The organism is Ruegeria sp. R13_0 (assembly GCF_017743995.1).
Taxonomy (GTDB): domain Bacteria; phylum Pseudomonadota; class Alphaproteobacteria; order Rhodobacterales; family Rhodobacteraceae; genus Ruegeria.
In genome coordinates, this window is the sequence record NZ_JAGHRB010000003.1 from 56959 (window position 1) to 70754 (window position 13796).

The window sequence follows — 13796 nt, forward strand, 5'->3', positions numbered from 1 at the left end:
CCCCCTGATAGATTGATGGCTTGTTCGATTGGCGTCGGCGCTTTAGACCCGCCGCATGGCAAAACTGTATTTCAACTACTCGACCATGAATGCGGGCAAATCGACCGTATTGCTGCAGGCCTCGCACAATTACCGCGAGCGCGGCATGAAGACCTATCTGATGACCGCCGCCGTGGACGGGCGTGCCGGTTTGGGGCGGATCGCCTCGCGTATCGGTATTTCCGAAGAGGCGGATACCTTCCGCCCGGAGGATGACGTTTTTGCCATGATCGAAACGCGCCAGAAGGCCGATCAGATCGCCTGCGTCTTTGTGGACGAGGCCCAGTTCCTGTCCGAGGATCAGGTCTGGCAACTGGCCCGCGCCGTGGATGACCTGAAGCTCCCGGTGCTGACTTATGGCTTAAGGGTAGATTTCCAGGGCAAACTCTTCCCCGGCTCAGCCGCCCTGTTGGCCTTGGCCGATGAGATGCGCGAGGTCCGCACCATCTGCGAATGCGGACGCAAAGCCACGATGGTGATTCGGCAGGACGAGAAAGGCCGCGCCATCACCGAGGGCGCTCAGGTTCAGATCGGCGGGAACGAGACCTATGTCTCGCTCTGCCGTAAACACTGGCGCGAGGCAGTCGGCGACTAGACGGGATTCGGCAGGTCGCGCCCGGCGACGAAGGCGGCCACATTGTCCAGAGCCATATGCCCCATGCCGGTCCGAACCTCTTCGGTAGCGGTGCCCAGATGCGGCAGCAGGGTGACGTTCTGCATCTCGCGCAGTGCCTGCGGTACGACCGGTTCGAACTCGTAGACGTCCAGCCCGGCCCCGGCGATTTGGTCCGCTTGCAGCGCGCTGATCAGAGCGGCCTCGTCCACCACTTCACCCCGCGCGATGTTCACCAGAATGGCCGAGGGGTTCATAGCCTCAAGCACTGCGGCATTGATCAGATGGCGCGTTTCAGCCCCGCCCGGAACGGCCAGAACCAGGAAATCGACCGAGGCCGCAAGTACAGAGAGATCGGGGATGAACTCGGCCTCAAAATCAAGCTGCTTGGCACTGCGGGATTGGTACGCGACCCGCATGCCGAACCCGAAGTGACAGCGCCGCGCGATGGCCTGACCGATGCGGCCCATGCCGACGATGCCGACCCGCTTGCCGGTGACGTGATGCCCCAACATCTGCGTTGGATGCCAACCCTGCCAGTTGTCAGCCCGCACCAGACGCTCCCCCTCACCCGCGCGGCGCGCGGTCGAGAGCAGCAAGGTCAGGGCGATATCGGCGGTCGCGTCGGTGACCGCGCCGGGCGTGTTGGTGACGGCGATGCCCAAGGCGCGCGCGGCCTCGACATTGATGTGATTGTAGCCGACGCCGAAATTGGCCAACAGCTTGCAGCGCGGCTCGGGTACTTTGGCGAAGATCTCGGCCGAGAACAGGTCGCCCAGAGTGGGCACAACTACGTCATAGTCCCGCAAGGCCCGCTCCATCTCATCCTCGGACAGCGGGGTGGTTGCGGGGCGGATCTCAACATCGAACTCGGCGGTTGCCCGCTCTTCGACCGCCGGCGTCATCGGGCGTGTGATCCAGAGTTTCATCAGTGCATCCTTCCGCCAACGGGGACTTTGCCATCCGGGCCGATCAGCACGATCTCACCGTTTTCATCCGGTAGACCAAGGACCAGAACCTCGGACATGAATTTCCCGATCTGGCGTGGCGGGAAGTTGACCACAGCCATCACCTGCTTGCCGATCAGTGTCGACGGATCGTAATGCGCGGTGATCTGGGCCGAGGTCTTGCGCTCACCAATCTCATCGCCGAAATCGATCCACATCTTGATCGCGGGCTTGCGGGCTTCGGGATAGGGCTCGGCGCGGATGACCTCACCGACGCGGATGTCGACCTTCAGGAAGTCATCGAAGGAAATCTCACTCACGGCCCAACTCCTTGGAACGGTCGGTCGCGGCCTTGACGGCCCGGTGCAACAGGTTCGGGAAACCCTCTGCTTCGTGCATCAGAACCTCTAGCGCGGCCTGTGTCGTGCCATTGGGCGAGGTCACGTTGACCCGCAGTTGCGAGGGGTCTTCCTCGGCGGCCATGGCCAAGGCGCCGGCGCCGGCTACCGTGGATTTCGCCAGCTTCATGGCCAGCTCATGCGGCAAACCCTGCGCCTGCCCTGCGGCGGCCAGCGTTTCGATCAGGTGGAACACATAGGCCGGGCCAGAACCGCTGACGCCGGTGACCGCATCTATCTGAGCCTCATCCGACAGACGCACGGTCTCGCCAATCGCAGACAGCAGGTTTTCCGCAAGGTCCAAATCGTCACCGGATACATGTGCGTTGCCGATCATCGCCGTGATACCCTGACGGATCGCCGCCGGTGTGTTCGGCATGGCCCGTACAATCGGTGTGCCTTCGCCCAGCACGTCCTCAAACGTGGCAATCGAGGTGCCAGCCGCAACGGATACGAACAGGCTGCCACCTCCACCGAGGGCCTGGATCGCAGGCAGAGCCTCGCCCATCATTTGCGGTTTGACGGCTACCAACACGACTGCGGGGGATTCGGGCAGTGGCGTGTTGATGTTGACGCCCTGCGCTTTCAGCCAGTCTGAGGGGTAAGGATCAATCACCCAAACGGAAGCAGCGGGCAGGCCGTGATCCAGCCAACCCGCCAACATCGCGGATCCCATCTTTCCGCAACCCAACAACACAAGGCCCTGCTCGGCCACGCGCGACATGTCCATCTGTGCCCCTCCCCTATTCAACGGTTCAGGGCAAAGGTTTACGCTCGGCCGTAGGCCTCTGCAATGGCGACTTGCATCGCTTCTTCCGGATCGCGATTGCCCCAGGTGACGAGCTGAATCGCCGGGTAGTAGCGCTCGGCGCTCAACACCGCGGCGTTGATCATCGTGTCGATCTGATCAGGGCTTGCGGTCTGACCACCGGCCAGAACCAGGCCGTAGCGATAGACCATAAGCTTCTGGTTCGCCCAATAGGTGAATGCGCCCGCCCAGCACTGATCATTCATCTTGTTGAGCAGCTCATACAGCTCACTCTCACGCTCCGCCGGAGGCTCCATCTCGAACGAGCAAACCATGCGCAGCGTTTCGTCATAGTTGGACCAGGCCAGCGTGATCGAATACGTCCGCCACTGCCCTTCGACAGCCATGGCGATCTGATCGTCGCCGATGCGGTCAAAATCCCAGTCGTGATGTTCGGCCAGATGTTCAACAATATCGATTGGATGAAGGTCTTCTTCGAGAAACTGCTCGGAAAGGGCCATAATGCCACCTCACTACTCTCTAGCATTTCGGGGCTGGCAGCGCCCCAGCGCTAGTTGCCTGCTCTACAAGCCGGGCTTCCCCCGTAGGCCTGTACCAAATATGGTGCGCCGCAAGAGGGTGTCTGGCAACCCCATTTCTTGGGGATAACAGCAATAAGTTGTGGACAGTTGGCAACGACGATCAAAATATTGGCGTCTTATGCAGCTTTGTCTTGATTAATTTCTGCAAGGCGGCATGATACACAACACCGCACAACCCGACCTTGGATTGCGCGGCGCTAATCTTGCCTTCAAAATTTGGGTCTTCAAAACTGGATATGCGCGTTACTTGTCCAGTTTCGCCTCAAGTGCGGCGATGCGCGCCTCAAGCGCGGCGTTCTCTTCGCGGGCCTTCTGGGCCATGGCGCGTACGGCGTCGAATTCTTCACGCGTGACGAAATCGCGCTCGGCCAGCCAACGGTCGATCATCGACTTCATCGCATTCTCGGCCTCTTCGCGTGCGCCCTGCGCCACACCCATGGCGTTGGTCATCAGCTGGGAAACATCGTCGAGGATCTTGTTGCGGGTTTGCATGGCTTTTCTCCGAAATCGCGGTTGTTCCCTATATGGGGAAGGAATGGCGCAGGCTCAAGGTTGACTTGCCCTGCAAACCCCGGGCAATGAGACGCACATGCAGGCTGTTCTGAATTTCCCCGATCTGTCGCCCGAGCTGTTCTCGATCTCACTGTTCGGGATGGAGTTCGCGCTCAGGTGGTACGCGCTGGCATATATTGTCGGCATCTTGATTGCCTGGCGTCTGGCCGTGATGGCCCTGCGGCGTCCTGCTCTGTGGCGCAATGAGACGCCACCCATGAAGCCCGAACAGTTGGACGACCTGCTGACCTGGATCATCATCGGCGTCATTCTCGGTGGGCGGCTGGGTTTTGTGCTGTTCTATCAACCGGCCTACTACTTGTCGCACCCGGCAGATATCCTGAAGGTCTGGCAAGGGGGGATGGCCTTTCACGGCGGGCTGCTTGGGGTGATCGTCGCCTCATACCTCTATGGACGCCGTCACAACATTCCGACCCTGTCGTTGGGCGATCTGGTAGCCTATACCGTCCCGCCCGGCCTGTTGCTGGGACGGCTTGCCAATTTCATCAACGCCGAGCTTTGGGGCCGACCAAGCGAGCTGCCCTGGGCCGTGATCTTTCCCGGCTTCGCGGCGCAGGACTGCCCCGGCGTCGTGGCCGGTATGTGTGCCCGTCACCCCTCGCAGCTATACGAAGCCGCGCTTGAGGGTGTCTTATTGGGCGCAGTCCTTCTGTGGCTGGTCTATCGGCGCGGCGCGTTCCGAAAACCCGGCCTGATCATGGGCGTTTTTCTCGCAGGCTACGGGGCGTCCCGCTTCGTGGTCGAGTTCGTCCGTCAACCCGACGCGCAGTTCATCTCGCCCGGTAACCCACTTGGGCTGGCGTGGCATATCGGCGGCTACGGCCTGACAATGGGGCAAATCCTGTCCCTGCCGATGATTGCTCTTGGGCTATGGTTCGCCCTGCGCGCCCGGCGAACGGCATGAGCCTGCACGAACTTCTGATCGCCCGAATGCGGCAAGACGGCCCGATGACGCTGGCCGATTACATGACCGAATGCCTGCTACACCCAACTTGGGGCTACTATTCCACGCGCGATCCATTCGGTGCGCAGGGAGATTTTATCACTGCGCCTGAAATCAGTCAGATGTTCGGCGAGTTGATCGGCCTATCACTGGCGCAAAGCTGGATGGATCAGGGGCAGCCATCAACGTTTGCACTGGCCGAACTTGGACCGGGTCGCGGCACGCTGATGGCGGATATCCTGCGGGCGACCCGCTCGGTTCCCGGTTTTCATGCGGCGGCCAAGGTTGTTCTAATGGAGGCCTCACAAACGCTCCGAGACGCGCAAAAGGCAACTTTGAAAGATCACAACCCGCAGTGGATCAGCGATGTGGCGGAACTGCCGGACTTGCCGATGTTTCTGGTGGCGAATGAGTTCTTTGACGCCCTGCCCATCCGTCAGTTCCTGCGCGACGGCACCGCTTGGTGCGAACGACTGATCGGAGAGGCCGATGGCGCGCTTACCTTTGGCCTTGGCCCCGCCGCACCGCAAACGGCGCTACAGGACCGGCTGTCCGATACGCGAGACGGGGATCTCGTTGAACTCTGCGCACCTGCCATTCCGATTCTAACCATCCTCGCCAGCCGAATCGCGCAGAACGGTGGGGCTGCGCTGATCGTGGACTATGGTGACTGGCGCTCGCTTGGCGATACGCTTCAGGCCCTAAAGGCGCATGAGCGTGTGGACCCTCTGCACGCCCCCGGCCAAGCCGACCTGACCGCGCATGTGGATTTCGAGCCCCTGGCGCACGCAGCAAAGGCCGCAGGTTGCGCCCATACCCGCCTGACACCACAGGGCATTTTTCTGGAACGTCTGGGAATCACCGCCCGTGCACAGGCTCTGGCCAAGGGTATAGGCGGCTCCAAGCTTGATGAACTGGTGGCCGCACATCGCCGGTTGACGCATCCAGATGAAATGGGAAATCTGTTCAAAGTGCTGGGCCTCTACCCGCCCCAAGCTGCGCCTCCACCGGGACTGGAACCATGACTTTGGAAATTCTTACGTCGGATATGCTGGCCCCCGTAAAACACGGCTTTTTCAGCCGTAGAGGCGGTGCATCCTCGGGTGTCTTCGCTGGATTGAACTGCGGTTATGGCTCATCCGATCAGACAGAGATCGTCGCCCTGAATCGCCGACGAGTTGCTGACGCGATGGATGTCACGCCCGAGGCGCTGGTTGGTATTCATCAGGTGCATTCGCCCGATGTGTTGACGGTGGATGCGCCCCTTACGGGTGACAAACCTAAGGCGGATGCGCTCGTGACCGCCACGCCCGGGTTGGCCCTGACAATTCTGACCGCGGATTGCCAGCCTGTGCTTTTCTGCGACCCTGACGCGAACGTGATCGGCGCCGCCCATGCTGGCTGGCGCGGAGCCTTGGACGGAGTACTAGAGGCCACATTGGACGCGATGGAGGCACTGGGAGCCACGCGCGAAAACACGCGTGCCGTGATCGGGCCATCCATTTCGCAGGCAGCCTATGAGGTCGGCCCCGAGTTTCTGGATGCGTTCATGGCGGAATCCTCGGAAAATAGCCGATTCTTCGCCAATGGCACCGACGACCGGATGCAATTCGACCTGCCCGCCTTTGGCCTACATAAACTGCGCCAAGCAGGTGTTGGGCAGGCAGAATGGACCCGGCATTGCACGTATTCCGATCCGGATCGCTTTTATTCATACCGCCGGACAACACACGCCAAAGAGGCGGATTACGGGCGGTTGATATCGGCGATCAGATTGTAGATTAGGCCTCAATTAAGGCAAAATCGCCACCTTTCCGCCACATTTATTGTGTTTATCTGACACAGAATCGTAGTGAATTTTGTGCCAGTACTCAGAAGGTTATCTGTCTTTGCCGACAAATGAATGCTGGCACCTCAAACAGAGGAACCGCCAACCTATATTTTTTGTCCGTTTTTGATCCCGGTTAAGCCTTATCCCTGCCGCAAACACGCGGCACGCTAAGTCTACACACACGGAATGAGGCTCAGACCTCCGATCGAGCAGGACCAGAAAATGAAACAGAAATCTCGCTTTCTCAGCGCGGTCATTCAGGCCGCACAGGATCCGAAACTGGACATGCCGTGGAAGCGAGTTTCAAGCCATTCTGTCAGGGTTGCACGCCGTCTCGCGACGCGACGCTGAAACAGAAAGCCAACGGAACCAAGCTGCCGGTTCCATTTGGTCAACGCGCACCGGGTAGTGCTCCGGTCCGGTGTGCGGGGGATGCAACGAAAACTGCATCCTGAGTTCGGAGCGTGTTTGCGGGCATTTTCGCCCGCGCTGTACGAGTTTGTCTGGGGGGTCAATGGATTGACCAATGGAATGCGAAATTGCTTCGCTGTGCGCTGCGGCCATCGCCGGTGCCCAGGGGTTACCCATTTATTTCAAGACAAAGAACCGAACCGACAGATGGGCCTGCATGGGGGTATGCCCCGTCTGATCCGGTTCTAAAAGGAACGGAATATTAATGACTATTCCAAAATCACTGGCCATTGCTGCCAGAAATGCTGTCGAAACCTCGGCATTGCTCCGCGACACTCCACGGCCGACGACAAAACAGAAAGCTCAGCTGCGCCGTTACGAAGTGAGCGCCCTGCTCAGAAACGGAGACATCGCGCAAACCCGGCATATCGCACCGGCCCTGCCGATGTTCGAGGACGCCTTTTGCGCCTTCTCACGGGGGTCGCTTGTGGAAACCGAACAGGGGCCCATGGCGATCGAGGATCTGCTGCCCGGCGACACAGTACTGACGCAGGACGGAACCTCCGAGACCGTTTTGTGGAAAGGCTCTGTGACGCTGATACCGGGCCGCGAGGATTCGCGCGGGCGCACCCGTCCGTTGACCCGCATAATGGCCGATACGTTTGGTATGCAGAAACCGATGTCCGGTGTGATCGCAGGACCTGCCGCGCGCCTGCTTGGCACGCCAGCCCATTTGCGGCACCTGCATGGTGGGTCACCGATTCTGGCTCCTGTGGCTGAATTTCAGGACGGAATGGGCGTTGTGGAAACAATGCCGCCAACTCCGGTAGAATTGTTTCACATTTGCCTGAAAAAACACTCCGTCATCCGTGTAGACGGCCTGCCCTTTGAAACCTATCATCCAGGTGCTAATGCGGTTCGCATGATCAGCCATTCGTTGCGGTCGATCTATCTGAACCTGTTCGCGCATATCGAATCGTTGAACGATTTTGGCCCGTTGCTTATGCCACGCGCCGGAGACGGCGAGATCGACGCGATATCGGCGTGACGTGTTAAAGAGTACTGCAGAGTGGGGGCTTTATGCAGATTTTGATAGGATGGGCTTTGACCCTGGCGGTGGTGGCTATGCTGCCACCCTGCCCGACAGAAACACGACGGATGTGGTTTACGCCGAGCGGTTCATTCGGTCTTCCAACACATCGAACGGGACGCCTGGGTCGTCTTTTGCGCCGCGGATAACAAGCGATGTCTTGACGCTGGCCACGTTTGGCGTGGTCAGTAATTCTCCGGTCAGGAACTGCTGAAAACTGCTGAGGTCGGGCGCGACGCATTTCAGGATGAAGTCAACCTCGCCGTTCAGCATGTGGCACTCACGCACCAACGGCCATTTTCCGCATTGCGCCTCGAACGCGCTGAGTTCCGATTCCGCCTGGCTGTCCAATCCAACCATCGCAAAGACCTGAACCTCGAACCCAAGTTCGCGGGCGTTCACTTCGGCGTGGTAACCGGTGATATAACCCGATTCCTCCAACGTGCGCACGCGGCGCAGGCACGGAGGGGCCGAGATACCGACCCTTTTGGCCAGTTCCACATTGGTCATGCGACCGTCCGCCTGCAATTCCGCCAGAATCTTGCGATCAATTTCATCCAGCCGGGTCGTGACCATAAAACGCTCCTGATTTTTCGGTTCTTATATCAGCACCCAGCCCACGCGCAATAATGTTTCGTTGCTGCGCAATTTTCTTTGTTTTCAAATCGCTCATTTGCGCAGGGCCATACCGTCAAGGCATATCAGCTTCCCTTCATGAAGGGGCTTTAAGCCCTGCCCGCCCATCGCTATATCCTTGCGACGGGCAAAAGGCCCAATTCATGCAGTTCGAGCGGGGGTACCATGGCCGACACACGACACACCAAGGTTCTGATCATCGGGTCAGGGCCCGCAGGCTATACAGCCGGGGTTTATGCAAGCCGCGCGATGCTGGAACCCATTCTGGTGCAAGGGATCGAGCCCGGCGGCCAGCTGACGACCACCACCGAGGTCGAAAACTGGCCCGGCGATACCGAGGTACAAGGCCCCGACCTGATGGTCCGCATGCAGGACCACGCCAAGGCGATGGGCTGTGAGGTCATCGGCGACATCATAAGCGATCTGGACGTCTCGAAACGTCCCTTCACCGCAAAAGGGGATAGCGGCACGGTTTACACCGCTGACGCGGTCATTCTGGCGACCGGTGCGCGGGCCAAATGGCTTGGCCTGCCATCGGAAGAGAAATTCAAAGGCTTCGGCGTCTCGGCCTGCGCGACCTGCGACGGGTTCTTCTATCGCGGGCAAGAGATCGTTGTAATCGGTGGCGGCAACACTGCCGTGGAAGAAGCGCTATTCCTCACCAATTTCGCCAGCAAGGTGACCCTGATCCACCGCCGCGACGAGTTGCGGGCGGAAAAGATCCTGCAGGATCGCCTTATGAAGAATGAAAAGATTGAGCCTCTCTGGTTCCACGAACTGGACGAAGTCATCGGGACTGACGCGCCTTTGGGTGTCGAAGGCGTGCGCGTCAAGAACGTGAAAACGGGCGAAATCTCTGAGATCCCGTGCAAGGGCGTTTTTGTCGCCATCGGCCATGCCCCGGCCAATGAATTGGTCAAGGACACGCTGGAAACCCATATGGGTGGCTACGTCGTCACCAAACCGGGATCGACAGAGACCTCGGTTCCGGGCGTTTTCGCAGCCGGTGACCTGACAGATCACATCTACCGTCAGGCCGTCACCAGCGCAGGGATGGGCTGCATGGCCGCCCTGGACGCCGAACGCTTTCTGGCCGAACAGGACTAAGGGCACAGGGTCAAGCCAGACCGGCTTGACCCTATCCCCGCGCGGCCTCACACTGGTGCAAAACATGAGGGTCGCGCGTGGTCACAACGGACAACGCTCTTTGGCGTGGCGGGTGGTCAACCCGGCTTAGAATCGGCAGCGGGCTGGTCCTTTTTGTCTTTGCCTTCTTCCACTTTCTGAACATTGGCCTGGGCCTGTTTCACACCGACTATCTGCATGGCATGCAAGATGGTCGAAAGGCCGTAACCCGCCACGACGCCATGAGCGCGCTTCTCTACCTTGCGCTGATCGTGCATTCGGGCCTTGCGCTAACGTCAATCATACAACGACGGACTTTGCGCATGCCGTTCAGCTCAGCCCTGCAAATCGTGCTGGGGCTGCTGATCCCGATCCAGCTGATCGTCCATATCATTCACACGCGATACGCGCATGAGATCTACGACGTGAATGACGAAATGGGCTACATCATCATCCTGATGTGGCCAAGCTCTGCGATTTGGATGCAAAGCCTGCTGTTGCTGATCGTGTGGGTACATGGCTGCATCGGGTTGCACATGTGGCTGCGGCTGACCCGGTGGTGGGGCAAGACCCTGCCCTACCTGATCGGTATTGCGGTCTTTGTGCCCTGTTTCGCCCTGGCTGGTGTCCTGACCGAGGGGCGCCGGATTTGGGCCGATTTTGCCGATGACTTCCTGCGCGCACAGTATATCGAACACTATAACTGGCCCTCGGCCGAGGCCTTTGAGGCCATGTTCCGCGTCGAAGACAACGCCATGACGGGTTTTTGGGCCGCGCTCGGGGCCACGGCGGCCTTCTATCTTGGCCGCAAGCTGTGGCGTCGTCGGCACTCTGTACAGGTGACTTATGCCCGTGGCCCCGAGGTTTTTGCCGAGAAGGGTATGACCCTTCTTGAGATGTCGCAGGCTAATGGTATCCCGCATGCCGCCCTGTGTGGCGGCAAGGGTCGCTGCACAACCTGCCGCGTGATCGTTGAGGATGGCGGAGATCACCTACCCCCGCCCAGCGAGATCGAAGCCCGCAGTCTGGCCGCTGTTGGGGCCTCGGCCCAGACGCGCCTGGCCTGTCAGATGCGCCCGACCGAGCCGGTCAAGGTCTTTCGGGTTTTCCGCCCCGACGGCAAGCACGACCGGGCCCATGCCAGTCAGGGGCAGGAACGTCAGTTGGCCGTTCTGTTTCTGGACATGCGCGGCTTTACCGCCCGCACTGCGGGGCAACTGCCCTATGACATCGTCTTCCTATTAAACCGGTTCTTTGACGCGATTGTGCCTTCGATCATCTCTCAAGGCGGGGTCGTTGACAAATATATGGGGGATGGGTTGCTGGCCGTCTTTGACAAACCCGACCCCCAGCAATCCGCCCGCGCCGGTCTGAAAGCCGCTATTGAGATCAGCCATGCGCTGGAACAGTTCAACCGGCAGCTCTCATCCGAAGACAGCCCGCATATCCGCATTGGCATGGGGCTGCATCTGGGCGATCTGGTGCTTGGGGAAATTGGCGCGGCCGGCCATGCCGCGCAAACCATCATCGGGGACGCGGTGAACGTCGCCAGCCGGCTTGAGGCTGAAACAAAACCGCTGGGGGTTGAGCTGCTGGTGTCGGCCAAGCTGCTACAGGCCGCCGAGATGGATATCTCGGACGATCGTATTCAGCCCTTCAATTTGCGCGGCGTATCCGAGCCCGTTCCAGCCCTGCCGGTGCCCCGCGCCTCGGAACTGGAACAGGCCTGATACAACAGGAACACGCATACTTACTGTGGCACATTTGCGCTAGATTGCCAGAACTTTGATCGCCCGTTTTCCGCCGAATTGGAAAAATTCTTCCAATCACAAGAAAAACCGCTCATATCCTCCTTAGTTTTATCTGACCCTGTGGACTCTGACTCAGTGGCGGGGCACATGCCGTTTCAAATGCCAAGATCACACTGGCGCATCATCACATCGACAAGAGAATTCCGATGACAATGTTAAGCAATCTCGCCCCCATTCCCGAACTATACGTCTCTTATGACTCGGCCCAGAAGCTGAAGGTTGAGGCAGCGGATCTGACCAGCCATGACCTGTCTCCGCGCCAGATCTGCGATCTGGAACTGCTGATGAACGGCGGCTTCAACCCGCTGAAAGGGTTCCTGTCCGAGGCCGACTACGACAACGTGGTCGAGAACATGCGTCTGGCCGACGGCACGCTGTGGCCGATGCCGATCACACTGGATGTGAGCGAAGAGTTCGCCGAAAGCATCGAACTGGGCCAGGACATTGCCCTGCGCGACCAAGAGGGCGTGATCCTCGGCACCATGACCGTGACCGACCGCTGGACCCCCGACAAATCGCGCGAGGCCGAGAAGGTTTTTGGCGCGGATGACGATGCGCACCCGGCCGTCAACTACCTGCATAACGTCGCAGGCAAGGTCTATCTGGGCGGTCCCGTTGTCGGCATTCAACAGCCCGTACACTATGATTTCCGTGGCCGCAGGGATACTCCGAACGAGCTGCGCGCCTATTTCCGCAAACTGGGCTGGCGTCGCATTGTTGCGTTCCAAACCCGCAACCCGCTGCATCGCGCCCACCAGGAACTGACCTTCCGCGCCGCGAAAGAGGCGCAGGCCAACCTGCTGATCCACCCGGTTGTCGGCATGACCAAGCCTGGCGACGTGGACCACTTTACCCGCGTGCGCTGCTATGAGGCGGTTCTGGATAAATACCCGGCCTCGACCACCTCGATGTCGCTGCTGAACCTGGCGATGCGTATGGCTGGCCCGCGTGAGGCCGTCTGGCACGGTCTGATCCGCGCCAATCACGGCTGCACCCACTTCATTGTTGGCCGCGACCATGCTGGCCCCGGCAAGAACTCGGCTGGCGAAGATTTCTACGGCCCCTATGATGCGCAAGACCTGTTCCGCAAATACCAGGATGAAATCGGCGTTGAGATGGTCGATTTCAAGCACATGGTCTATGTGCAGGAACGCGCCCAGTACGAGCCGAATGACGAGATCCTCGACAAGGACGATGTCACGATCCTGAACATCTCGGGCACCGAACTGCGCCGTCGTCTGGCAGAAGGTTTGGAAATCCCCGAATGGTTCAGCTTCCCCGAGGTTGTGGCGGAACTGCGCAAAACCAAACCGCCGCGCAGCCAGCAGGGCTTTACCGTGTTCTTCACCGGCTTTTCAGGTTCGGGCAAATCCACCATCGCAAACGCGCTTATGGTCAAGCTGATGGAAATGGGCGGCCGCCCCGTGACGCTGCTGGATGGCGACATCGTGCGTAAAAACCTGTCGTCCGAGTTGGGCTTCTCGAAGGAACACCGCGATCTGAACATCCGCCGCATTGGCTACGTGGCCTCCGAGATCACCAAGAACGGCGGTATCGCCATCTGTGCGCCGATTGCGCCCTATGCCGCCACCCGTCGGGCTGTGCGCGAAGAGATCGAAAAGTTCGGCGCCTTCTGCGAGGTTCACGTGGCCACCAGCATCGAGGAATGCGAACGCCGCGACCGCAAGGGCCTGTACAAGCTGGCGCGCGAAGGCAAGATCAAAGAGTTTACCGGCATCTCGGACCCTTACGACGTGCCCCAGAACCCTGAACTGAGCGTCGAGACCGAGAATGTCGAGGTCGACAACTGCGCCCATCAGGTTCTGCTGAAGCTTGAGAGCATGGGCTTGATCGCCGCGAACTAAGCGATTGCGCTAAGCCAGAATGGAAACGGCTTCCGGTCATCCGGGGGCCGTTTTTCGTACAATCAAAGCGTTTCGGGTTTTAACTAAATCATAAAGTGGCGCGAATGTCCCGAGAACGCTGAAAGCGTGGCAGGGTATTCGTGTCGCAGGTTTAACCCGAAACG

15 protein-coding genes are annotated in these 13796 nt (G+C 59.4%); 9 read left to right on the top strand and 6 right to left on the bottom strand.

What is annotated here, in order from left to right:
• Positions 1-55 precede the first annotated feature (55 nt).
• Positions 56-634: a thymidine kinase gene (locus J7394_RS04640; protein ID WP_209251313.1), complete on the top strand. Its 579-nt coding sequence runs from the start codon at positions 56-58 to the stop codon at positions 632-634.
• Here the strand turns inward: J7394_RS04640 and J7394_RS04645 are convergent.
• The 5 genes from J7394_RS04645 to J7394_RS04665 form a co-directional block, all read right to left on the bottom strand.
• Entirely contained in the window at positions 631-1581 is a 951-nt protein-coding gene (locus tag J7394_RS04645) for a D-glycerate dehydrogenase (RefSeq protein WP_209251314.1), read from the bottom strand. The genes J7394_RS04640 and J7394_RS04645 overlap by 4 nt on opposite strands.
• Entirely contained in the window at positions 1581-1919 is a 339-nt protein-coding gene (locus J7394_RS04650) for a tRNA-binding protein (RefSeq protein WP_170492266.1), read from the bottom strand. Before J7394_RS04650 ends, J7394_RS04645 begins: the two co-directional genes overlap by 1 nt.
• Positions 1912-2727, bottom strand: coding sequence for a pyrroline-5-carboxylate reductase (gene proC, locus J7394_RS04655; RefSeq protein WP_170460524.1), 816 nt, complete (start codon positions 2725-2727; stop codon positions 1912-1914). Before proC ends, J7394_RS04650 begins: the two co-directional genes overlap by 8 nt.
• 38 nt (positions 2728-2765) lie before the next feature.
• A complete protein-coding gene (locus J7394_RS04660) occupies positions 2766-3266 on the bottom strand; it encodes a YbjN domain-containing protein (protein WP_170468281.1) in 501 nt (166 codons plus the stop codon).
• Between the two features lie 324 nt (positions 3267-3590).
• Positions 3591-3839 (bottom strand): accessory factor UbiK family protein, encoded by a 249-nt coding sequence (locus tag J7394_RS04665; protein ID WP_209251315.1) that lies wholly within the window; start codon positions 3837-3839, stop codon positions 3591-3593.
• 97 nt (positions 3840-3936) lie between these two features.
• On the opposite strand from J7394_RS04665, the gene lgt reads away from it, so the two are divergent.
• The 5 genes from lgt to J7394_RS04685 all read left to right on the top strand — a co-directional run bounded on the left by lgt (position 3937) and on the right by J7394_RS04685 (position 8153).
• The gene (lgt, locus tag J7394_RS04670; RefSeq protein WP_209251316.1) at positions 3937-4824 is read left to right on the top strand and encodes a prolipoprotein diacylglyceryl transferase; all 888 of its coding nucleotides are present in this window, start codon (positions 3937-3939) and stop codon (positions 4822-4824) included.
• On the top strand, positions 4821-5888 hold the full coding sequence (locus J7394_RS04675; RefSeq protein WP_209251317.1) for a class I SAM-dependent methyltransferase: 1068 nt from the start codon (positions 4821-4823) through the stop codon (positions 5886-5888). Before lgt ends, J7394_RS04675 begins: the two co-directional genes overlap by 4 nt.
• Positions 5885-6643: a peptidoglycan editing factor PgeF gene (gene pgeF / locus J7394_RS04680; protein ID WP_170374677.1), complete on the top strand. Its 759-nt coding sequence runs from the start codon at positions 5885-5887 to the stop codon at positions 6641-6643. The genes J7394_RS04675 and pgeF overlap by 4 nt, the downstream gene beginning before the upstream one ends.
• 273 nt (positions 6644-6916) lie before the next feature.
• Positions 6917-7045 carry a hypothetical protein gene (locus J7394_RS23020; RefSeq protein ID WP_256439789.1) on the top strand — a complete coding sequence of 43 codons (129 nt, stop codon included), beginning with the start codon at positions 6917-6919 and terminating at the stop codon, positions 7043-7045.
• A gap of 325 nt (positions 7046-7370) precedes the next feature.
• The gene (locus J7394_RS04685; protein ID WP_209251318.1) at positions 7371-8153 is read left to right on the top strand and encodes a Hint domain-containing protein; all 783 of its coding nucleotides are present in this window, start codon (positions 7371-7373) and stop codon (positions 8151-8153) included.
• A 117-nt stretch (positions 8154-8270) separates the two neighbouring features.
• Here J7394_RS04685 and J7394_RS04690 read toward each other — a convergent pair whose 3' ends face one another.
• Positions 8271-8771: an Lrp/AsnC family transcriptional regulator gene (locus tag J7394_RS04690; protein WP_209251319.1), complete on the bottom strand. Its 501-nt coding sequence runs from the start codon at positions 8769-8771 to the stop codon at positions 8271-8273.
• Between the two features lie 225 nt (positions 8772-8996).
• On the opposite strand from J7394_RS04690, the gene trxB reads away from it, so the two are divergent.
• The 3 genes from trxB to J7394_RS04705 all read left to right on the top strand — a co-directional run bounded on the left by trxB (position 8997) and on the right by J7394_RS04705 (position 13632).
• Entirely contained in the window at positions 8997-9938 is a 942-nt protein-coding gene (gene trxB, locus J7394_RS04695) for a thioredoxin-disulfide reductase (protein ID WP_170460512.1), read from the top strand.
• Positions 9939-10015: 77 nt separating this feature from the next.
• Positions 10016-11686 carry an adenylate/guanylate cyclase domain-containing protein gene (locus J7394_RS04700; RefSeq protein ID WP_371811945.1) on the top strand — a complete coding sequence of 557 codons (1671 nt, stop codon included), beginning with the start codon at positions 10016-10018 and terminating at the stop codon, positions 11684-11686.
• A gap of 227 nt (positions 11687-11913) precedes the next feature.
• Positions 11914-13632, top strand: a complete 1719-nt coding sequence (locus tag J7394_RS04705; protein ID WP_209251320.1) for a bifunctional sulfate adenylyltransferase/adenylylsulfate kinase — start codon at positions 11914-11916, stop codon at positions 13630-13632.
• Positions 13633-13796: the final 164 nt, after the last annotated feature.